General features: G+C 39.8%; 24 protein-coding genes and 1 pseudogene. 18 read left to right on the forward strand and 7 right to left on the reverse strand.

The features are described 5' to 3' along the window. The 8 genes and pseudogenes from prfB to ACKTT2_RS37195 form a co-directional block, all read left to right on the forward strand. A protein-coding gene (gene prfB / locus ACKTT2_RS37160; RefSeq protein WP_407895995.1) for a peptide chain release factor 2 occupies positions 1-1,067 on the forward strand; the annotation gives its coding sequence in 2 pieces (ribosomal slippage) (positions 1-22 and positions 24-1,067; 1,066 coding nt annotated over the 2 pieces). This gene is flagged as partial in the annotation. A 127-nt stretch (positions 1,068-1,194) separates the two neighbouring features. Further along, positions 1,195-1,350 (forward strand): DUF3285 domain-containing protein, encoded by a 156-nt coding sequence (locus ACKTT2_RS37165; RefSeq protein ID WP_407895996.1) that lies wholly within the window; start codon positions 1,195-1,197, stop codon positions 1,348-1,350. Positions 1,351-1,511: 161 nt separating this feature from the next. Beyond that, a complete protein-coding gene (gene ybeY, locus ACKTT2_RS37170) occupies positions 1,512-2,039 on the forward strand; it encodes an rRNA maturation RNase YbeY (RefSeq protein ID WP_407895997.1) in 528 nt (175 codons plus the stop codon). Between the two features lie 143 nt (positions 2,040-2,182). Further along, positions 2,183-2,656 carry a diacylglycerol kinase family protein gene (locus ACKTT2_RS37175; protein ID WP_407896100.1) on the forward strand — a complete coding sequence of 158 codons (474 nt, stop codon included), beginning with the start codon at positions 2,183-2,185 and terminating at the stop codon, positions 2,654-2,656. 84 nt (positions 2,657-2,740) lie between these two features. Further along, positions 2,741-3,352, forward strand: a complete 612-nt coding sequence (locus ACKTT2_RS37180) for an anthranilate synthase component II (protein ID WP_407895998.1) — start codon at positions 2,741-2,743, stop codon at positions 3,350-3,352. Beyond that, positions 3,349-4,155: an MBL fold metallo-hydrolase gene (locus tag ACKTT2_RS37185; protein WP_407895999.1), complete on the forward strand. Its 807-nt coding sequence runs from the start codon at positions 3,349-3,351 to the stop codon at positions 4,153-4,155. The genes ACKTT2_RS37180 and ACKTT2_RS37185 overlap by 4 nt, the downstream gene beginning before the upstream one ends. A gap of 424 nt (positions 4,156-4,579) precedes the next feature. Beyond that, entirely contained in the window at positions 4,580-4,819 is a 240-nt protein-coding gene (locus ACKTT2_RS37190) for a catalase-related domain-containing protein (protein WP_407896101.1), read from the forward strand. A 186-nt stretch (positions 4,820-5,005) separates the two neighbouring features. Further along, positions 5,006-5,446: pseudogene (locus tag ACKTT2_RS37195) on the forward strand (Hsp20/alpha crystallin family protein). Positions 5,447-5,697: 251 nt separating this feature from the next. Here ACKTT2_RS37195 and ACKTT2_RS37200 read toward each other — a convergent pair. The 7 genes from ACKTT2_RS37200 to ACKTT2_RS37230 all read right to left on the reverse strand — a co-directional run bounded on the left by ACKTT2_RS37200 (position 5,698) and on the right by ACKTT2_RS37230 (position 12,485). After that, entirely contained in the window at positions 5,698-5,853 is a 156-nt protein-coding gene (locus tag ACKTT2_RS37200; protein WP_407896000.1) for a hypothetical protein, read from the reverse strand. A gap of 215 nt (positions 5,854-6,068) precedes the next feature. Beyond that, positions 6,069-6,236: a hypothetical protein gene (locus ACKTT2_RS37205; protein ID WP_407896001.1), complete on the reverse strand. Its 168-nt coding sequence runs from the start codon at positions 6,234-6,236 to the stop codon at positions 6,069-6,071. Between the two features lie 219 nt (positions 6,237-6,455). After that, entirely contained in the window at positions 6,456-7,520 is a 1,065-nt protein-coding gene (locus ACKTT2_RS37210) for a glycosyltransferase family 2 protein (RefSeq protein ID WP_407896002.1), read from the reverse strand. Between the two features lie 87 nt (positions 7,521-7,607). Beyond that, complete coding sequence (locus tag ACKTT2_RS37215; protein WP_407896003.1) at positions 7,608-8,885, reverse strand: ABC transporter ATP-binding protein; 1,278 nt, start codon at positions 8,883-8,885, stop codon at positions 7,608-7,610. Between the two features lie 2 nt (positions 8,886-8,887). Beyond that, positions 8,888-9,760, reverse strand: a complete 873-nt coding sequence (locus ACKTT2_RS37220) for an ABC transporter permease (RefSeq protein ID WP_407896004.1) — start codon at positions 9,758-9,760, stop codon at positions 8,888-8,890. 88 nt (positions 9,761-9,848) lie between these two features. After that, the gene (locus ACKTT2_RS37225) at positions 9,849-10,916 is read right to left on the reverse strand and encodes a glycosyltransferase family 2 protein (RefSeq protein ID WP_407896005.1); all 1,068 of its coding nucleotides are present in this window, start codon (positions 10,914-10,916) and stop codon (positions 9,849-9,851) included. Between the two features lie 288 nt (positions 10,917-11,204). Next, positions 11,205-12,485, reverse strand: a complete 1,281-nt coding sequence (locus ACKTT2_RS37230; protein WP_407896006.1) for a glycosyltransferase — start codon at positions 12,483-12,485, stop codon at positions 11,205-11,207. A 352-nt stretch (positions 12,486-12,837) separates the two neighbouring features. Here ACKTT2_RS37230 and ACKTT2_RS37235 point away from each other — a divergent pair, with 352 nt between their 5' ends. The 10 genes from ACKTT2_RS37235 to ACKTT2_RS37280 all read left to right on the forward strand — a co-directional run bounded on the left by ACKTT2_RS37235 (position 12,838) and on the right by ACKTT2_RS37280 (position 20,376). Further along, complete coding sequence (locus tag ACKTT2_RS37235) at positions 12,838-13,005, forward strand: hypothetical protein (protein WP_407896007.1); 168 nt, start codon at positions 12,838-12,840, stop codon at positions 13,003-13,005. A 49-nt stretch (positions 13,006-13,054) separates the two neighbouring features. Then, positions 13,055-13,414 (forward strand): helix-turn-helix domain-containing protein, encoded by a 360-nt coding sequence (locus ACKTT2_RS37240; RefSeq protein ID WP_407896008.1) that lies wholly within the window; start codon positions 13,055-13,057, stop codon positions 13,412-13,414. 239 nt (positions 13,415-13,653) lie between these two features. After that, on the forward strand, positions 13,654-13,809 hold the full coding sequence (locus ACKTT2_RS37245) for a DUF433 domain-containing protein (RefSeq protein ID WP_407896009.1): 156 nt from the start codon (positions 13,654-13,656) through the stop codon (positions 13,807-13,809). Between the two features lie 223 nt (positions 13,810-14,032). Beyond that, positions 14,033-15,574 (forward strand): FAD-dependent oxidoreductase, encoded by a 1,542-nt coding sequence (locus ACKTT2_RS37250; protein WP_407896010.1) that lies wholly within the window; start codon positions 14,033-14,035, stop codon positions 15,572-15,574. 15 nt (positions 15,575-15,589) lie between these two features. Continuing rightward, positions 15,590-16,279, forward strand: coding sequence for an actin-binding WH2 domain-containing protein (locus ACKTT2_RS37255; RefSeq protein WP_407896011.1), 690 nt, complete (start codon positions 15,590-15,592; stop codon positions 16,277-16,279). Between the two features lie 108 nt (positions 16,280-16,387). Beyond that, positions 16,388-17,095, forward strand: a complete 708-nt coding sequence (locus ACKTT2_RS37260; RefSeq protein WP_407896012.1) for an actin-binding WH2 domain-containing protein — start codon at positions 16,388-16,390, stop codon at positions 17,093-17,095. A 205-nt stretch (positions 17,096-17,300) separates the two neighbouring features. Beyond that, on the forward strand, positions 17,301-17,834 hold the full coding sequence (locus ACKTT2_RS37265; RefSeq protein ID WP_407896013.1) for a PDZ domain-containing protein: 534 nt from the start codon (positions 17,301-17,303) through the stop codon (positions 17,832-17,834). 46 nt (positions 17,835-17,880) lie between these two features. Continuing rightward, entirely contained in the window at positions 17,881-18,192 is a 312-nt protein-coding gene (locus ACKTT2_RS37270) for a S41 family peptidase (RefSeq protein ID WP_407896014.1), read from the forward strand. Positions 18,193-18,293: 101 nt separating this feature from the next. Further along, a complete protein-coding gene (locus ACKTT2_RS37275) occupies positions 18,294-19,049 on the forward strand; it encodes a glycosyltransferase (RefSeq protein WP_407896015.1) in 756 nt (251 codons plus the stop codon). 487 nt (positions 19,050-19,536) lie between these two features. Beyond that, positions 19,537-20,376, forward strand: a complete 840-nt coding sequence (locus ACKTT2_RS37280) for a polysaccharide deacetylase family protein (protein ID WP_407896016.1) — start codon at positions 19,537-19,539, stop codon at positions 20,374-20,376. Positions 20,377-20,936: the final 560 nt, after the last annotated feature.

Genomic DNA, 20,936 nt, shown 5'->3' on the forward strand with positions numbered 1-20,936 from the left:
GGGTAAAACTCAGGACTATCTTTGACGTACCCGCACTGACTGCTAAAATTCATGACCTAGAAAAAATCTCAGCCCAGCCAGAATTTTGGGACGCTCGCAACACAGCCCAAAAAATACTGCAAGAATTGGATGAACTGAAATCTCACTTGCAGCAGTATCACCAATGGAAGTCCAATTTGGAAGATACAAAAGCTGTGGTAGAGCTTTTAGAGTTGGAAACGGATGAAGGACTCCTTCAAGAAGCTGAATCTACTGTCAGTAAACTGAACCGCGAACTCGACAAATGGGAGTTACTCCAATTACTTTCGGGTCTCTATGACGAAAATGGTGCCGTATTGACGATTAACGCGGGTGCTGGTGGTACGGATGCCCAAGATTGGGCTGAGATGTTATTGCGGATGTATACCCGTTGGGGGGAAAACCACGGCTATAAGGTGGCAGTTACTGAAGTGTCTGAAGGTGACGAAGCAGGTATTAAATCTGCAACTATAGAAATTACAGGGCGCTATGCCTATGGGTATCTCCGTTCGGAAACGGGTACTCACCGCCTCGTGCGAATATCGCCTTTCAACGCTAACGGGAAGCGGCAAACAAGTTTTGCTGGGGTAGAAGTTATGCCGCAATTAGACAACACCGTACAACTGGAAATTCCAGAAAAGGATTTGGACATTACAACCTCTAGGTCTGGTGGTAAAGGCGGTCAAAACGTTAACAAGGTAGAAACTGCCGTGCGCGTTGTTCACCTTCCCACGGGTATTGCCGTGCGTTGTACGGAAGAACGCAGCCAACTGCAAAATAAAGAAAAAGCCCTTGCTCGGTTGAAAGCGAAGTTGTTGGTCATCGCCCAAGAACAACATGCTAAAGAAATTGCAGAAATTCGGGGTGATATGGTAGAAGCTTCTTGGGGTAACCAAATCCGCAACTACGTATTCCATCCGTACCAAATGGTTAAGGACTTGCGAACTAATGAAGAAACAACCGCGATCGCTGATATCATGAACGGCGAAATCGATTCTTTTATCCAAGCCTATCTCAGGCAAGAAAATCAATTGGTAGAGAGGGAGTAGGGAGTAGGGAATAGGGAGTAGGAAATATTCAGTAAGTTCCCTACTTCCCAATCGCTAATCGCCAATCGCCATTACCGATTGACTACACAAACTGTTACATTATTATTAGAGTTTGTTGATAAAAGATATGAGTGACTCTCCCGCGACGGAATCTAAACCAAGCTACGTAAAACTTGCCATGAGAAACATGGTGCAGAAGCGCCTCACCTCTCTCAAGCATTTCTTATTGACGACTGTGGGGCTTGTAGCTGTTTTGGTGGGTCTTGCTTACTTAACTCGCTAGTTGGCGATCGTTGACTTAGACGATTGATTTATAACTATTAAGAATCTTATCTAATTTTTGTAATTTAGGTAGGTAGGGCTAAAGCCCACCACAAGTGGATATGGTGGGCAATGCCCACCCTACAGGACTCAATAATTTAAGTAGGGGAGAATTTACAGCAGGTGAAAGTTGATGTGTATGTGCACGACTGTGTTACTGAGTCATCCGAAGAAACAAATCTGGATTTTTGGAATGCTCAAACACGAATAACTGCTGAAACTTGGCAAAATTGGTTTGAGCAGTGGATGGAAAGACTGCATGATGAGTCTCCGCTAGCGCCAACATATGAAATTGGGTTGCGCTTGACGGATAACAGCGAAATGCACCAGTTAAATTCTCAATACCGTCACCAAGATAAGCCTACAGATGTTTTATCGTTTGCAGCTCTTGAGGTAGATTTTCCTCAAGGAGAAGAAATAAACACTGAGGTTCCTTTGTATCTTGGTGATATTGTTATTTCTGTTGAAACAGCCCAACAACAGGCGCAGCAGCAAGGGCATTCTTTACAAACGGAGTTAGCTTGGTTGTCGGCTCATGGTCTGCTACATCTTCTCGGTTGGGATCATCCAGATGAAGAGAGTTTGAGCCAAATGCTGAACCAGCAAGTAATTTTACTGAAAGATATAGGTATTGATATTAACGTAGAATAGCTCTTGCTTAATCAGTTCTTAGTGTTATTCTGGAATTGTCATCTTCTGACAAAGCTCTTGTAAAAAAATTCTTTATAAACCTGTTACGCGATCGCATTACCCGAAAATTCTTATAAACCCTATAGTTTCTTATGTCCACGCCTATGTCCCAACAAGTTTCATCACCTCCACAAGTCTCAGCACCACCAACGCCAAGTGGTCTAGAGACGGTTGTTCCTAAACAACGGGAATTTTCATGGAAGGTGGCTTCTAATTTATTTATAAGTTTTAAGTACGCTTGGTGCGGAATTACTTACGCTTTTCAAAGTCAGCGCAATTTTCGCATTCATGTGGGTGTATGCGCGATCGCGATCGCTTTGAGTCTATTGTTACATCTTAAGCCTGTGGAAATAGCAGTTATTACTGTTACCAGTGGTTTAGTTTTAGCATTAGAGTTACTGAATACTGCCATAGAATCTATAGTAGACCTTACAGTCAAGCAAACGTATCACGAGTTAGCAAAAATAGCTAAAGATTGTGCAGCAGGAGCTGTGCTTGTATCGGCTGTAGTAGCGTTACTCGTAGCGGCAATGCTGTTATTACCTCCTTTATATATGTTAATTGTCTCTATTCTTTAGCTGATGGCTCCTTCTAACAACTTTCCGCATCATCTAAGCATTCAAAATGATATGATGATTGGCAGAAACCAGGAGCCATAAGTTGTGATTATAGTTATTGATAATTACGATAGTTTTACCTATAACTTAGTACAGTACCTGGGAGAATTGGCAGCAGAATTCCCCGTCGCCTCCGATATTAAAGTTTTTCGGAACGATAAAATTACCATAGATGAAATTATTGCTCTACAAGCAGATGGAATCGTAATTTCACCAGGTCCAGGTCGTCCAGAAGATGCAGGGATTTCTCTGAGCGTCATCGAACAGCTTGGACCGAATTTGCCAATTCTGGGAGTTTGTTTGGGGCATCAAGGTATCGGTCAAGTTTTTGGCGGTAGGATCATTTCCGCACCTGAATTAATGCACGGTAAAACTTCTCCAGTTCATCATACAGGAGTAGGTATTTTCCGAGAATTAGAAAGTCCAATGACCGCAACCCGGTATCATAGTCTAGTGATTGAGCGCGATACTTGCCCAGAAGTGCTGGAAATCACTGCTTGGGTTGAGGATGGAACAATTATGGGAGTACGACACCGGAACTATCCTCATATAGAAGGCGTCCAATTTCACCCAGAGAGTGTCCTGACAACTTCAGGAAAGCAGCTATTGCGAAACTTTCTGGAACAATTGCAGTCTAGAGAGCGCATTTCTTCATGAAACGACGACAGTTCATGGGCTATACAGGGGCAGGAGTAGTGACGGCATTTCTGATCGATTTGAGTTCTGCATTTCAAGCAAATGCTCAGTCTAAACCTAAGCCTAAGCCTAAGCCTAAGTCTCAATCTGGTGGTTCATTATCAATTCAATGGTTGGGTCATACCTCCTTTCTATTTACGGGCGGTGGCTTGAGAATTCTGTCAAATCCCTTTCGGACAGTAGGTTGTACTGCTGGGTATCGTTTGCCCAAAGTTCAGGCAGATCTGGTACTGATTAGCAGTCAACTGTTAGATGAGGGCGCTGTGGAGGATCTCCCTGGAAATCCTAAACTCATTTACGAACCGGGAGTTTACGAGTTTAATGGTATTAAATTTCAAGGAATTGCTATAAATCACGATCGCAAAGGCGGAAAACAATTTGGCATTAATACTGCTTGGGTATGGCAACAAGGAGGTATTAACGTTCTCCATTTAGGAGGGGCAGCAGCGCCCATCTCTATAGAGCAAAAAATTCTCATAGGGCGTCCTGATGTGGCTTTAGTTCCTGTAGGTGGAGGTCCAAAAGCTTACAATGCTGAGGAAGCCAAGCAAGCCATTCAAGTCATTAATCCTAAATTAGCGATTCCTACTCATTACCGCACACAAGCAGCTGATGCTGCTACGTGCGATCTTGCCCCAGTAGATCAATTTTTGACGGCAATGGAGGGGGTAACAGTGCGCCGTAACAGTGGTGACACGCTCTCTGTTAGTCCTGGCAATCTCCCTGAAAATACTGCCATTCAACTGTTAAGTTATAAATTTTAAATTTCTGAAAGCTGTGCAAGTTACAGAATTATCAGCTTCATATTACGCTTTGTTGCCATCTCTGTACTCTTCTTGTGGAACGGGCAAGGATGCCCGTTCACTAGAGAAGGCGGGCGGGGACGCCCGCACCACAAGAATGAAGCCCACCCCACAAGAATGAAGTTTCCGAAGCTAGGGGACGCCCACCTCACAAGAATGAAGTTTCCGAAGCCGTGCAAGTTATAGAATCATCAACTCAATATTAAAGTTTGTTGCAATCTCTACTCAAGACTTTCTAAAACGAAGTCATTTCGACTATGATGGTTGAAAGGAACTCATAACGAATACGATTAATTAAATGAGTTCAAGCGAGCCAACTGAACTGATATTGTAAAGTCCCAGTCTTCTTAATGGAGAAATCACTCACTATGAGCGATCCTAAAACATTGACAACCGCTATACCCAAGCAGGAGATCTCTATCGGCTCATGACACCCGACCAACAAGAGCGCCTCATACAAAATATTGTGGGTAGTTTGAGTCAGGCTCGAAGTGATATTCAGATGCGCCAACTCTGCCATTTCTTCCGTGCAGATATAAATTACGGTCGTCGCGTGGCAGAAGGATTGGGGATTGCGATCGATCCATCCATGATGTCAGCATCTGCTCAACCTGTTAACGCATAACAAGGTTGATGGAAATTCCCGATTTTTTATATCGGGAATCTAACCAATTATTATGGTTCGGTATTTATTATTGATTGAGTACCTAAAACCGAACCTCTATATTTTCTATTTTTAAATACCATAATAATTAAAGAAGGTTCGATACCGAACCAATTAAATAAAAATTTTACAAAGAGAGGTACAAATATGACATTATCTCGTTGGAATCCTTGGCAAGAAATGAATGCTCTACAACGTCAAATTAATCACCTCTTTGATGATGTTCTCGCGCCTTAAAATTTGTTAGACAAAGAGTTTACAAAAGTACCTGCAGTTGAATTACATGAAACAGAAGATGCTATTCATCTCAAAGTAGAAATTCCAGGAATGGAAGCTAAAGATTTGGATGTTCAAGTTACAGAGAACACTGTTTCTATTAGTGGAGAACGGCGCTCTGAAACTAAGATCGAAGAAAAGGGCGTGACTCGTAGTGAATTCCATTATGGTAAGATTAAACGTGTCATTCCTTTACCGACTCGCATTCAAAATAATAATGTCACCGCCGAATACAAGGATGGAATCTTGAACTTGACACTGCTTAAAACAGAGCAAGAAAAGAATAAGGTTGTTAAGGTTAACCTAAATTAAACAATTATGGCAGTCCCAAATTCTTTGTAAAAATTTCCAATAATGTAGGGTGGGCAATGCCCACCACTGAGAATTTTGATAGGCAATGCTCGCCCTAGTTGTATTTCATGCATCGCAAGGATTGCTATATTACTTTATGTTTTTAGTTATTAGGTCTTACCTTTGGGCTGTTTAACTGAAATGCACAGTAGGTTAGTCTAAAGGTAAAGCCCAGTCGTAAGATAACGACTGGGCTTTTTTAATGGATTGCTTTACTCTAGCACTATGACTTGTTGTGGCAATTGGCTCACAGGAGCGGGTTTCATTTCACCGCGAAAGTCTAGCAGTTGGACGAGGACGAGGTAGGCAATTGCTAAAATGATAGAAATCGCACCTGTAATAATTGCAATTATTTTTCCACGATTCATAACTCTGTTCTCATCAAATCTATTTGCTGTATATATCTTTACTTTGACATATAAAGTTTGTAAACGGATAGGGATAAGCAATCAGCAAAGGTTTTTCAGAGCTGCATTATAAGTTGAGCAATATTATATCTGAGCCTACTTCTCTTTAACTCAAATTCCCGACTTTTTGTAAAAGTCGGGAATTTTGCATCTTTCACTCTAAGCTTGCTGCTATGCTACAGGCTCTGTTTGCTTTTCCTTTGTTCCATCAACACAATGAACCTGCCAATCGAGTTTTCCTTGTGCATCTGTCTCTGAGCGATCGCGGTTGTTTGTTGATGAAACCCGTTAGCTATGAGTGCGATCGTTAAAACGCTTGATTCTAGTAATAGTTGTAACTTCATCCATCGCTCCTCTGTTGAATACTATTTTGTCGATCTCCGAGTTATCAACAAAGTAAACTAGTTTTCAACAGTTAGACTTCATCCTTTGGAGTAGCCCGACTGGGTGATTGTTATGCTCGTTTGTCTATCTGTAGGGGTAAACGAGTTTTGATAACAATATTTGCTATTCTAGAAGCTGTGCTGAAATCTCAATAAAATAAGTTAGTACTTATCTGCAATTCACACTTTGCTCACTGGATAGTTATTTTCACCCGCCTGTACTAACTTACGCGAACTAGTAGGCTGAGAGGCTAACCAATGGTCGTGTATTGTTTGTATCTGTAGGAAGACTGAATCAACAACCTTTTTGGTTATTAAAAGACGACAAACAATACTTTCAGTTAGGCGGAAACCACAAATGGATTGAATGAAATTGTAAAATTGTCTGCCATTCCCTCGCTTGAACTCAGGAAAGACAATTAAAGCTTCTTTTAACAACTGCAAGTATTTTGTATAGTCATCAATTTGTAATGCTTCCCTGGACAAGTCAAAGTAACATTGAGCTAATGCATAACGATACTTCATAGACAGGCGATCGCTCTGCTTCAATTTTTGTTCTGCCTTAATCAAGACTGAACGATGACTGTCTATCCAAAGAGGTTTAGAGCGAGTAGAGACTGTAACATTTCCATATCGTCTGTAGACAGCATGACAACCAGGTTGATAGACAACTTTAGCACCTTGAAGAACGACTGATAAGAAGAAATCTCTATCCTGTGCGGCTTTTAAATTTTCATCCCAACCACCGCTTCTCTCAACAGCAGTTCTTCTATAAAGTAAAGAAGCAACAGCAGTCCACCAATCCGCGAGTAAAGATTCAATGATATCTGCTTGCGTTCCAGGACGTTCTATATCACCTAAAAAATTGCTGCCATCAGGTAAATGATGCCGAAATCTCCAATCACAGTAAGCAACATCGGCTCCTGTTTCTTCAAGGAAAGAGACTTGCCTTTCTATTTTATTCGGCAAGATGTAATCATCTGCATCTAAATACTGAATATACTTGCCTTTGGATAAAGCTAAACCTGTATTTCTCGCGTAGTTACCTCCTCTATGGTTTACACTTTGCCAAATCACTTTTTTTCCATAGCTTTTGATAATTTCTAAAGACTTATCAGTCGAGCCATCATCAACAACAATAATTTCAAGATTTTTATATGTTTGTTGCAAGCAGCTATCAATAGCTTCTGCTATCCATCTTTCTGTATTAAAGCACGGAATAATAACTGAAACGAGAGGTGACATATATTCATTTCCTGATTTTCAAAAGAACAGAGTAAACATTAAAAACACAGTCAATACTTAGTTTTGTATTTCTTCTCAAACCCAGTCTCATTTATTAATAACTTTCCAAGACCTTGGTTGATAAAACAAAGATTGACTAATGATTTTATTTGCTCTTACCACAAATCTAAAAGATTCTACTATGTCGAAAGAGCGTATGCCTTCTTTTACATAAATTTTGGCACTATATAACCCAGGTAATAAGCAACAGTAGGGCATTTGCATCTGTATTTCAGCTTTTCCTGGGTGAATTTCAAGGAATTCGTTATCGCTTGATGAAGTAATATACAAAATTCGTTCGTTCTGTCCGGATAAAGCTGTAATTAATATACCTATATTGATATTTTCTACTTTTAGATGTGCCGAACATTCGATACACAAATATGCAGATTCGCCAGATATAAGAGTATCAAGGATGTTGCCTTGCTCATCCTTAAAACATAAAGAAACAACATCAATACCAAGACTTTGAGTCTTTGGTTTTTCAGGTAAATACATAACTCCTGAAGGGGCTTCTGTATCTCCCAAACCAAGGTCTTCTTCATATTTACGAATCACTGAGGTTGTGTCACCAGCAGTTATCAAATTGCCTTTTTTTAAATAAATCGAAGATTCGCAAACATTTAAGACAACATGAGGATTATGAGAGACTAAGATAAAAGCTGTACCTTGTTCTCTGAGTTTTGCTAGTCTTTGATAACATTTCATTCTAAAAGAAATGTCTCCTACGGCTAGTACTTCATCAATTAGCAAAATATCCGGTTCAATGTGAACTGCACACGCAAATCCCAATCGTGCTGCCATTCCAGAACTATAAGTCTGTACGGGTGCATCAATTGCATCTGCAATTCCAGCAAAATCAACGACTTCCTGAAATTTCTCTTCAATTTCCGTAGTAGATAAACCCAATATGGACATATTGGCATAGATGTTTTCTCGTCCCGTGAGGATAGGATTAAAACCCGCACCAAGAGCAATGAGAGGTGCGATTCTACCCCTGACTTTGATAGTACCTGTATCTGGCTTAATCAAACCACTAATAATGCGTAGAAGCGTACTTTTTCCAGATCCATTCGAGCCTACCAAACCTAAAGCTTCACCTCGCTTTAGCTTAAAGCTAACATTATGAAGCGCCCAAAACTCTTTTGCTCTTAAGATATCGCTTTTTCTATTACCTCCTGTTAATTCGAGCGCAATATCTTGAAGCCCGTAGAACAAAGAGCTTTTTAAGTTTCTACAAAACTTTTTAGAAACATTTTGGGCTGATATAACAACTTCAGTCTCTTCAGGATAAGTTGTAATTTGTTTTTCTATTAAATTAGTCATTGCTAAGAACTCACTCGCTCAACAACAAAAGGCATTGCAAGTCGGAAAATCACCCAGGTGAGTAACAATCCGACAAAGGAAAGCACGCTCACAATCCAAAATCCTAATGGATTGGAGATAACTCCTGTTGTTGCTAATTCTCGCGTTGTCACTAGTAAAGGCGTGACAGCATTTAACTTGACTAATAACCCAAATGTTCCTTCACTAGGAACTGGATAAACCACAGGAGTCAAAAACAGCCAAAATCCTGTAAAGAGAGTTAACCCTTTAGAAACATCTTGGTACAAAATTCCTAATGGAGCTAACAAAACACCAATGAATGTCCCCAGAACAACCAAATGAATCAAAGCAACTGGGACTAAAATGGCTGTCCAAGTAATAGAAATACGAAACCAGACGAACAATCCCGCTATTAAAATTAACTTAATGGTAAAGTTAAAAAACACTTCACCGACTTTTGCCAAAACGAGAGATTCTCGCGGAAAATTCACTCTGGCTAACATTGGTTTTGCTACTGTCACGGCTTGTACGGGACCATTTAAAGCTTCTACAAATGTTTGCCATAGTGCAGTGCTAAACATAACATAAGCTGGATAGGGTATGTCTGTTTTTCCAACATTAATGACATTGGCATCATTTGCAAGAGTAAAGCCAACAGCCATGACAATTGGCGGTAAAAATGCCCAAACTATACCTAAGAATGATTGACGGTATTGAGCCTTGATATCTCGTACCATCAATCGCCATGCAAGTTCGCGAGAAGCTAACAAGTCCCGCCACATTTGTTTGAACAGGTCAATGGGACGCCGCAATTGACTATCAGGTGTATAAATTACCTCAGATAATTGCGACTTTAGGCGCTCTTTCTGTTTCAAAGTCCTTCACCTTACTGCATATTTCATGTATGCGTATGATGAGTATCTTTCACCATACACTTTTTTTGAGAGGGAACCCTTCAGGAAGTTATCCTTGTGTTGAGGCTAGGCTCGAATTCATCATTTTTGATGATACAGGGTTTTGCTTACCTTGCAAGTATCTTTTGGCATAGCGGGTAGTGAGATATCTGTTGAGAACTTTATCCATTTCGGATAGTATTTTCCCAACTACCCGCGACCCAAATCTACCAAAGGGTGCTTTACGAGCAAGGGAACTGATAATTGTCATATCGCGACGCCATCCCAACCGCTTGTACTTATTTTTAAAGTACTCATCTTCGGTCAGGTTCCACTTGTCGCGCAGGCGTTTTAAGCTTGCAAGTTCCCACTCATTGCTCCAACGCAACATATAATAATGCAAATCTGTCCAATCTAATGGAGGTCCCGGTACGTAAGTCACAAGGGAATCAGGTTCTAGGTAAACTGTACCACCAACTTCAGCCACTTGCATACACAAATCGACGTGTTCTTTGGTATTCAGCAAGGCTTCATCCAAAAGACCGATTTTCTGAAATATCTCCGTGCGTACCATCATGCAGTGGAATTCTGCTAGCCCAGTTTTTTGGCGTTGCAGTTGCGGACGGATTTCTGAAACTTGACGACCTTGCTTGTAAATTTTTTCAATTATCCGCCGTCTTGTTGTCTCGCCTCTGGTTTCGATCGCAACTCCAGATTCGCCACCCGCACAATGCACTTCTTCATGTAAAGGGCTTCCCTGACAAATCAGAGGGCTAACTACAGTTGCGTCTGTTTCTTCCGCACAAGATACCAAAGTTTTTAGCCAACCAGGGGTAACTACAACATCGTTATCAATAAAAACAACATATTTGCTGTTAACCTGACGCAAACCAAGATTTCTCGCATGGTTTGGAGAAAGGTAATATTCGGTACGGATGAGTTGGAATTGATTTTGGATGGCTTGTTCTACTAAATACTTTTTGATATGAGATGGCGAACCACCGTCTACGTAAATTAACTGAAAAGGATACTCCGTACACGTGTAGATGCTTTCAAGAGACTCACGGGTGTAACTGAAGCGTTCCCGTGGAACGACGACAATCGTTACTTGCGGGTTTGTTACTTCTGATGAGTTCATATCCAAGTCCTCTGCTAATGTCAACCGTATGCGTGTAAAATCAACAACTAAACTGAAAGCACCATTATCTCAGTCATACCACTTACAGTGTAACTAAGGATAGTGTATTTACGATTTGCTACGAGCAGCAGTAATTTCTCCTAATTAGAAAATGGGGATTGGCGATTGGGGACTGGGAAAGAGACCTTTTCACGATTAAGCGTGGGGTTTTTCCGCAATACGCTGATTTGAAAAAGGGAGACATCTCTACTAGTGGTCTATGTCATAATTTTTGGTGAGTAGGTTGGCTTACACGACTTCTTGAAGAAGTCGAGGCTCTGGTAGTTTATCAGAATTAGTGCGATCGCATACTAGTTGATAAATATTAACTAGCTTATCGTTCAACTGATTCATATCGTAGTTTTGCTCTACGTAAGCACGACCGACTCGACCCATTTGTTCCCAAATATTGGGATTTTCGATTAAATAAATTAACTTTTCAGCTATAGCATCCGCATCTCTTTCTGGAGCAAGAAACCCAGACACATTATCTTGTATGAGTTCGGGAATACCACCATGTAAAGTTCCTATGACTGGTAATCCCATTGCCATTGCTTCTTTTAAAGTGTTAACTGGAGCGTCTTGATTACCATTTTGAGCGGTTACACTTGGAGCTATAAATAAATGAGAATTGTCTAGAATGTCAATAATTTCTTGCTGATTTTTCCAGCCTAAAAGTTTGACTTTATCTGTTATTCTCAATTCTTCTATCAATAGATAGAACTCTTCTTTTAAGTAGCCATCACCTATGACATTGTATTCAATATTTGGATGAACATTTGCCACTTTGGCAATAGCGCGAATCCCATACTCTATTCCTTTCTTCTCCACAAGACGCCCAACCGTAACAATCCGAATTTTGTCATTTGGATTGGGAACCCGTGCTTTAAACTGAAATCTGCTACAGTCTATTCCCGAACGAAGAACTACAATTTTGTTACGATCGCAGCCCAGTTTGATGGCTTTTTGTCGGAAAAACTCACAGTTAGCAAGAAAAAAGTCTCCTTTTACAAAAAGTTCATTATAAATATCTTCACCATGCTCTTGAACATAGTAGCTAATATCGTAACCTCGAAATGAAGTAACTAATTTGCCTTTGATCGCACCAAGATCGCGGAATATTTGACCTTCGATACCGTGCATTCCAAATTGACCGTGAATAATATCGTATTGCTCGGATTGAAGCAGCGGTATGACGGAGTATAATAGTCGCAAAGAAATTGCGTATTTCCCATATTTGAAAAAGTTGAGCGATCGCAACACAACCAATGGACTTTTGTGTAAATTTGTTACTATTAATCCCAGCCCTTTCAGTACTCGACCTAAGTAATTTGTTAAAATTGAAGGTACATAGTAAGTCCGTTTCAGAAGCTGATATCTTTCCACATCGGGATGCATTTTAGACATATCCTCTGGACGAGAACCATAAATATGTACCTCATGTCCTCGCGAAATTAATCCTGTAATTTGATTCAGGATAAAAGTTTCTGATAATACAGGAAACTCACCTACAATGAATGCTATTTTCATAAAAAAAATCACAAATCAACACTTGTTTCGATTTGCTTTGATACCGACTTTTGTGGTTTAGGGCAAATAATCCTTAACTACCATAATTACTTTTTTTTATTGAAAAGCTATTTGCTGAACTTTCTTTACCATATCTTTATATTTTTAAAGCTATGATGAATTTTTAGTAAATAACAAATTTATGTACTGACAGTGCGATCGGTGGGAGTACTGAAAATGCCGCTCGTATAGTTACATCATGCATTTGCTTCACTGAGCATTAAATTTTGCTAATACCATTTTGGATTGAAAATTGCAATAAGAAACACTTTGCAGTATATTCGCAAAAATGCGAACATATTAGGATAAGGATGTGCCAACAACATTAGTAATCTTCTACAAAGAGGAGGATGGAAGTGTCCCAGTGCTAGAATGGCTAGATAATCTGCCAGAAAAAGCTCAAGATAATTGCCGTGTGAGAATTGAGAGGATGTTTGTAAAGTCTATTGTTGGGATCGCGATCGCCCCTAGCCCCCCTTAAAAAGGGGGGAAATACTCTTACAAGTCCCCCTTTTTAAGGAACAAGAGCAATGAGAGAAAACAAAATAACCAGTAACGCCCTCACAATTATACATCAGCGTTATTACCAAGGAAAACCCGATCGTATTGCGGCACTCCAACAAGCAAGAATTAATGATGAAGTGGCTCGAAAAATCAATTTCCTTAGAGAGGAGAAAGGACTTTCTCAAGATGAATTTGCTCAACTTGCTGGCGTAGATACATCAGTTATTTGCCAACTTGAAGATGCTGACTACGAAGGAGATGCGATCGCTATGCTAAATCATATTGTAGAAGTTTTTGATAAACGTGTGGCGATCGATCTAAGAGGATGTTTGAAAAGTCCTTTCATCAGTAGCAAAACATTCAAGCTCCCCCTAAATCCCCCTTAAAAAGGGAGACTTTCAGAGTATTTCCCCCCTTTTTAAGGGGGGCTAGGGGGGATCGATAAGTGCCTAAAATCACAGCCAAGCACTTTTCAAACAACCTCTAATACCTATCTCCGATAACTTGCCAAAAGATCTACCTACTGCTCAATCATTTTAAACCATTGATGGTTGGGAGAGTAATGTCCTCATCCAACAGTTAAAATCATAAATATTTAAACCTTACCATCAAAAAATTCTTAATTATGGACTGGCGGCAATACATCCATTCCAAACCGAAAGTATTATTAGGCAAACCAACAGTAAAAGGGACTCGATTATCTGTCGAATTCATACTGGGCTTGTTTGCTCATGGCTGGACAGTACAACAAGTATTAGGCAACTATCCCAATATGACATGAAGGGAGGCAGAACCCAGATTTGTAGTTCGAGAAGCCCATTCTTTCACTAAACTTCAGTATCTCCCAAACACTATCGGATTCTTATTTGATTTATAAAACACAAGTAGGTAGGGCTATACCACATAAAAGTCTTATGTGTGGCATAGCCCTACCTACTGAAGAATTGTCATAAATGATTTAGGATTCCTGATAGAAGGAATTTACGGTGATGGAATTGGGTTATATGTCGCTAACAGAAGAGATTCTCTCGCAACTACCTGGTAATGTCTTAACAGGGCTACGTCAAAGCGATCGCATTCTAGCATCCATCAGAGAAGGTAATATACCAGTACCAATGGTTGTTAAAGAAACTACTCAGCCTTTAGGTGCTACAGATTGGGATGTTGTGATTTGCGGTGGAACTTTAGGTATTTTAATTGGTTGTGCTTTAGCTGTAAAGGGAGTGCGAGTCGCGCTCATAGAACGGGGAATGTTGCGGGGTAGAGAGCAAGAATGGAACATTTCCCGTAAAGAATTACAAGTTTTTTTAGAATTAAATTTACTTACACCAGAAGAATTAGAGAAAGCGATCGCAACAGAATACAATCCTGCTAGAGTCAGCTTCCATAACGGTACAGAAGTTTGGGTGCGGGATGTCCTAAATATTGGTGTAGATCCAGTTTACCTATTAGAAACCTTAAAACAAAGATTTCTTGCCTCTGGCGGACAATTATTTGAGAACAATCCATTCACAGAAGCTGTCATTCATCCTGACGGAATCAGAGTTAACAACCAATTCACAACCCGGTTACTCATTGATGCTATGGGAAATCTTTCCCCCATTGTGCAACAAGCACGCGGAGGAAAAAAACCAGATGCACTGTGTTTGGTAGTGGGAAGTTGTGCTCGAGGATTTCCGGAAAATCACACGGGGGACTTGTTGTTATCTTTCACACCCTTGCACGACCGATGCCAGTATTTTTGGGAAGCCTTCCCAGCAAAGGATGGCAGAACCACCTACCTGTTTACTTATATGGATGCACATCCACAATGCATGGGTTTGGAAGCGCTGTTTGAAGATTATCTGCGCTTAATGCCAGAGTATCAAGGCGTAGAGTTAAACCAGCTGACATTTCAACGAGCACTGTTTGGCTTTTTCCCTTCCTACCGTCAAAGCCCTTTAAAGACACCGTGGAACCGCATACTACCACTTGGAGATAGCAGTGGAAACCAGTCTCCCTTAAGTTTTGGGGGTTTTGGTGCCATGGTACGACACCTCCATCGTCTGACACTTGGCATTTATGAAGCACTGCAAACCGACCAATTATCGGTCAATGCACTCTCACTTCTGCAACCATACCAGCCCAGTTTAGCTGTAACTTGGCTTTTCCAAAGAGCCATGAGTGTGGGCGCGAACCAAAAAATTGACCCCAATCAAATCAACCAACTGCTGTCTGCAGTCTTTCAACAAATGGAACAGTTAGGCGAACCAGTCCTCAAACCATTTTTGCAAGACGTAGTGCAGTTTCCAGCACTGACTCAAACCCTTATCAAAACTGGGTTGACACATCCTGGATTAGTCGCCAAGGTAATTCCACAAGTTGGATTGGGAACCTTACTCAATTGGATGGTGCATTACGGAAATTTAGGGGTTTATGCTGTTTTATTTTTTCTCAGTGAAATGTTACAACCGTGGATGAAATCTTTGCCCAATGTTTCCAAATACTATTGGCATCGTTTAGCTGAGGGTTGGAAGTACGGTTCTGGCAGTGATTTTTTTGAATAACCAACAACTAACAATATGCAAGGAATTAAATATTTTGAAGTACTGATTGGCTTGCTACGAGAACGACAAACATTTCTAGAGGATATTCGCCAGGGGGTGAGATTGCCAAATAAAATTATATCCTTACTCGTTTGTAGTTCTCTATTCCTTGCTATATATGGTGGCATCATTGGTGCTTATCATAGTTGGATGCAGGCTTTATCCTCCGCTATTAAACTACCAGCCCTCTATTTAATTACGCTATTGATTTGTTTGCCTACACTTTTCTTTTCTAATATCATTTTTGGTTCAAAACGCACTTTTGGTCAGCATTTTGCCTTAGTACTCACAGCCGTTTCTGTAACAAGCGTACTGTTATTCAGTTTTGCTCCCATTACATTGTTCTTTTTAATCACAACTAATAATTACCAATTTCTCATTTTGTTAAATGTCATTATCTTTGCTTTGACAGGATTTATTGGTATTTCTTCTTTATATCAAGCAACAAGCATAGTTTTAGAACAAGATGGTGAAGGGAGCACTACCCGTAAAAAAATTGTACGTTCTTGGTTATTTCTTTATGCTTTTGTTGGTAGTCAGTTAGGATGGACTCTCAGACCTTTCTTTGGTACGCCTGATTCTACTTTTCAATTATTTAGAGAGAGAGAAGGCAATTTTTACTTAAGCGTTCTACAGTCCATAGGTTATTTGTTGGGGTTTCGTTAAAGGAACCGCAGCCTGTAGCAGATACACGCAGATGATTTTTCAATAATTATCCGCGTCCGTCTGCTACAGGCTGCGGTTAAATAATCAAAATCTAAAAGACTTTACGTTATGATTCAAAAACAATTTCAAGGCGTACAACACTTCTCCGTTCTTCTGAGCTTACTACGCGATCGCCAAGCTTTTCTAGAAGAAATTCGACAAGAAGTCAGACTGCAAAACAAAATTAGTTCTCTGCTGGTTTCAAGTTCCATCTTTTTTGCTATCTACGGTACAATTATCGGTGCATCCCATAGTTTGGCACAGGCAATTTCTGGAGGAATCAAATTACCTGCATTTTATTTACTGACTCTCATTATTTGTTTTCCGACTTTATTCTTTTTTAATGTACTATTTGGTTCCCGTAGCAGCTTTATACAGCATTTTGTTGTCCTGCTAACTGCTGTATCAGTCATTAGCGTTCTTTTGTTTAGTTTTGCGCCAGTAACGCTCTTCTTTTTAATCACAGCCCCTGATTCCTATCAATTTTTTAAACTTTTAAATGTATTAATTTTCTGGATTACGGGTTCTTTTGGAGTCAAATTCCTTTATGAAGGGATGCAATTACTTTCTCAACAAGATGAGGTGGGTAAAAAAACGCGGACAACCATATTGCGATCGTGGTTGTTTCTGTATGCATTTGTAGGAATGCAGTTAGGATGGTTTCTCAGACCATTTTTTGGTGCGCCTGATTCTAAATTTGAGTTGTTCCGGGCGGTACAAGGCAACTTTTATCTTGATATTGTCTCAGCGCTTTCAGAAATTTTTGGCGCACGTTGAGTCAGTCACGTTATCACTGTATGTTGCTACTCAATAATTTCGTCATATTGATTGGTATCGTCTTCCTGCAATTGTTTCATGTCTACAAAAACATCTGCCAAAGTTTTTTGCTCTAGCCATTGATGACGTTCTTTGGTATAATCTCCTTTCCCTGGACTGAAATATTGTTCGTGGTGATTCTTGGGATGAAAAGGCAGATTCTCCCTTGAATCGTCTCGGTACTAACGTTCGAGTTGGTGACTTACTCTTGGCTGTGAATGGACAACGAGTGAGTCGCGATCGCTCTTTGCAAGAAATGTTAGTTCACCAAGCCGAATGTGAGGTTTCTCTGACTTTTGCTGGTTCTTCTCCCGAAGAGTATCGCACTGTGACTGTCAAAGCTCTAAAAGATGAGAGTAAAGCTCGCTATCGGGAGTGGGTTGAACGCAATCGTCAAATAGTTCACGAACAAACAGAGCATCGGGTTGGTTATGTCCACGTACCAGATATGGGACCGAGGGGTTATGCTGAGTTTCACCGCTATTATTCTATGGAAGCACAGTATGAAGGGCTTATTGTTGACGTGCGATACAACTCAGGAGGGCATGTATCGCAACTCCTGTTAGAGAAATTATCGCGCAAGCGGATTGCTTATAGAATTCCTCGTTGGAATCAGCCGCAACCATACCCTTATGATTCTGTTGCAGGACCGATTGTGGCGATAAGCTGGGTACAGCTTGCGCTTCGCGATCGCAAATGAGTACTCTGCATCAGATGGAGATATTTTCAGTCACAGTTTCAAATTAATGAAGTTAGGAATTTTAGTTGGTAAGCGGACTTGGGGTGGTGTCATTGGTTTGCGAGCGCGTCATTTTTTAGTTGATGGTAGTGTTTTAACGCAACCAGAAAATTCTTCTTGGTTTATGGATGTCGGTTGGAAAGTAGAGAATTATGGTACCGCTCCGGATATTGAAGTAGAAATAGCTCCCCAAGATTGGGTAATAGGTAAAGACTCTCAGTTAGATAAAGCCTTGGAACTAATTTTGGAACAGTTAGCACAAAATCCCGTTCAATTGCCACATTTTAGCGATCGTCCTCAATTGAGGTTGCCAGATTAAGGAATTTCCAATAAATCAATTTATTAAATCTTGTGGTACGGGCGTCCCCACCCGTCCTAGTAGGGTGGGCAATGCCCACCACATGAAACACTTGGTGGGCATTGCCCACCCTACAACACTACAGCACTCAAAAGAGTTATAAAAAATATTATCGTTATAATATACAAGAAGTCTTTGCAGGCATAAAAGGCGAACAAGAAGGAGATACACTCTTTCAAAAATATTTACAGAGTTACAACGAAGCAAAAAGTCAGTTGATGACTTTGAGCGCTAAGTTTTCGTATAGTCATCCAACAGTGGTGACTCAAAAAGCAGAGTTAAAATCTGCTGAAGTATCCCTCATCAATAGAGCTAAAGTACTTTTAAAGCGTCCGGCGAGTATAGCGAATATAAACAAAATCATTTTTGGCAATACTGAGGTTTCACAAACAAATCAAGGAGTTTCTACAGCCAGGAACCAAGGAATTTATCTGACTAACTCAAAACTCATTGCTTTCTTAGATGCAGATGACATATGGTATCCCGATAAACTGGCTAGCCATATCGCTCATTTTAATAAAAACATTAATTTAGGTATTAGTTTTGCCAAAGTCGAGTTTCTCACTCCTGACGGTAAACGCACGGGACAAATATCCAAGGCTCCTTTGCAGCAACTTCAACCTCAGTATTTCTTCTACGAAAACCCAACTATTACAGTCTCTAATCTTGTAGTACGTCGTGAAGTTTTTGAAAAAATAACTCCCTTCGATCGCAATATGAGTTATGCAGAAGATTTAGATTTTCTTCTACGAGTTAGCTGTAGTAATAGCTGGCAAATAGAAGGAGTTAACAAAGTGTTGATGGGATATCGAACTTGAGAAAGCGGTCTTTCTTCAAATCTCGATCGCATGGAACAAGGCTGGGAGTTGTTGATTTATAAAGCTAGAAAATATAATTTCGAGCTGGTTGAACAACATTATTTAAAAGCAAAAAGATCTCCTAAAATTTCTTGTGGTGCATAAAAAGATCTCCTAAAATTTCTTGTGGTGCGGGCGTCCTCGCCCGCCACTAGCACAGGACGGGCGAGGACGCCCATCCCACAAGATGGACATTCCACATGATGGATATAGCGGTTTTCAATTGGGTACAATAGATAAAAAATTTATGGAACCGCAGCCTGTAGCAGATAAACGCGGATAAATCTGTACTTCATTCAAGTGAAAACCGCTATAATTTATTTCTTGGAAGCCCCTAGTAAAAATTGGCAAGACCGATAGGGCTTGCTCTCTTTTCAGTATTGTTAAGTTTGCTTTAGTATTTTTAAGATTAATTGCAGTGTATTTCCTAAAAAATCAAAATATAACTTTGAGCTTGGCTCTATTAGCCATTATTTTTCTTTCTCAGTTTAGCTTTAAAGCAAATGACCGTGAAATTCCTATTTTGGGTTTTCATGGTATTTTGGATGCCAAAGCTCCCGTGATTTTTTCACCTGAAGAGTCACTGCATTATCCACAACAAGACCTAGAAGAACTTTTAGAAGATTTAGTTCGTAACGATTACTGGTTTTTAACAACTCAAGATTTATATGACTTTTTCTTAAAAAAAGTAAAAAAAATTCCTAAAGAATATTTGAAGAAAACCCCAATTATGCTATCGATAGATGATGGACATAGAACAATACATACTAATTTACTACCTATTCTTTATAAGCTAGAGAAAAAATATAACAAAAAAATTAAAATCGTCTTATTTATTAATCCAGGTACTTTTCCTAAGCGAAAGAGCAAATCCTTAACTCATTTAGGATGTCAGGAATTGAGAGAGGGCTTAAATCACGGTTTTTACGATATTCAATCTCATGGAATGAATCATAAAAATTTAACTAAACTTAGTTCTCAGGCGATCGTATATGAATTAGTGCAAGCTCAAACTAAACTACGAGAATGTACAAAAGATTTAGACCCACAGAAAAAAGTAGCATCTCATTTTGCTTATCCCTATGGAGCTTACAATCAACAAGTAAAGTCTTACGTATCTAAATATTATTTATCGAGTTATCTCTATAATGATAAGATATTAAGTCTTGCTTGTAGGAAAAATTTGTATGAAATTTCACGACTAGCTGTTAGCCGTGGAACATCATTTCTCGAACTTATAAGAAAATCTGAAGGCATGTATCAACTGAAGAGTGAAGTAAAGTGTTAAGAGACAACACCAGTCAGTAATATTAAAAATTTATAACTCGTATTGATATTTATAAAAATTGCAAATATAAAACTCTTATTTTAGGTTTACGAATTGATAGATTACCGTAGGGGCGCAATATTGTCAGATTACCGTAGGGGCGCAATATTGTCAGATTACCGTAGGGGCGCAATATTGTCAGATTACCGTAGGGGCGCAAGGCATTGCGCCCCTACAAATCTAAAACGACTATTATTCGCTATAGCATATAAAGGTCAATTTGTACAGTGCGTAAGTCCTATATTTAATTTTTGAAACATAGGTAGGGTGGGCATTGTCCACCAAAAGCCCATAAAAGAAGAGCTAGGAGAAGTGAAAACATCTTCTAGCTCCAACGACAATTTTAGATACAAAATTTAACAAATAAATTCTTGCTCCAAATGTACCATCTTGTCGCATAATTGGGTGTGCAGAAAAAGTGCATAAGTCAAGCCCACTTTCACCCAATTAAAGAAGTAGTGGCTTTGCCTCTATGCTTTGTTTCCGTTCTATTGTGTGTGGGCTAAAACCCACACATTTCA

The sequence above is a fragment of the Scytonema hankhaensis NUACC26 genome, assembly GCF_045865695.1.
Lineage (GTDB): Bacteria > Cyanobacteriota > Cyanobacteriia > Cyanobacteriales > Nostocaceae > Scytonema.

Excerpts from the sequence above, each read along its gene's own strand:
- ACKTT2_RS37240 (WP_407896008.1), top strand. The coding sequence starts at position 13,055 with ATGAGAGAAAACAAAATAACCAGTAACGCCCTCACAATTATACATCAG.
- ACKTT2_RS37210 (WP_407896002.1), bottom strand. The coding sequence starts at position 7,520 with ATGTCACCTCTCGTTTCAGTTATTATTCCGTGCTTTAATACAGAAAGA.
- ACKTT2_RS37255 (WP_407896011.1), top strand. The coding sequence starts at position 15,590 with ATGCAAGGAATTAAATATTTTGAAGTACTGATTGGCTTGCTACGAGAA.
- ACKTT2_RS37250 (WP_407896010.1), top strand. The coding sequence starts at position 14,033 with ATGTCGCTAACAGAAGAGATTCTCTCGCAACTACCTGGTAATGTCTTA.
- ACKTT2_RS37175 (WP_407896100.1), top strand. The coding sequence starts at position 2,183 with ATGTCCCAACAAGTTTCATCACCTCCACAAGTCTCAGCACCACCAACG.
- ACKTT2_RS37215 (WP_407896003.1), bottom strand. The coding sequence starts at position 8,885 with ATGACTAATTTAATAGAAAAACAAATTACAACTTATCCTGAAGAGACT.
- ACKTT2_RS37230 (WP_407896006.1), bottom strand. The coding sequence starts at position 12,485 with ATGAAAATAGCATTCATTGTAGGTGAGTTTCCTGTATTATCAGAAACT.
- ACKTT2_RS37205 (WP_407896001.1), bottom strand. The coding sequence starts at position 6,236 with ATGAAGTTACAACTATTACTAGAATCAAGCGTTTTAACGATCGCACTC.
- ACKTT2_RS37185 (WP_407895999.1), top strand. The coding sequence starts at position 3,349 with ATGAAACGACGACAGTTCATGGGCTATACAGGGGCAGGAGTAGTGACG.
- ACKTT2_RS37165 (WP_407895996.1), top strand. The coding sequence starts at position 1,195 with ATGAGTGACTCTCCCGCGACGGAATCTAAACCAAGCTACGTAAAACTT.
- ACKTT2_RS37270 (WP_407896014.1), top strand. The coding sequence starts at position 17,881 with ATGAAGTTAGGAATTTTAGTTGGTAAGCGGACTTGGGGTGGTGTCATT.
- ACKTT2_RS37225 (WP_407896005.1), bottom strand. The coding sequence starts at position 10,916 with ATGAACTCATCAGAAGTAACAAACCCGCAAGTAACGATTGTCGTCGTT.
- ACKTT2_RS37260 (WP_407896012.1), top strand. The coding sequence starts at position 16,388 with ATGATTCAAAAACAATTTCAAGGCGTACAACACTTCTCCGTTCTTCTG.
- ACKTT2_RS37245 (WP_407896009.1), top strand. The coding sequence starts at position 13,654 with ATGGACTGGCGGCAATACATCCATTCCAAACCGAAAGTATTATTAGGC.
- ACKTT2_RS37200 (WP_407896000.1), bottom strand. The coding sequence starts at position 5,853 with ATGAATCGTGGAAAAATAATTGCAATTATTACAGGTGCGATTTCTATC.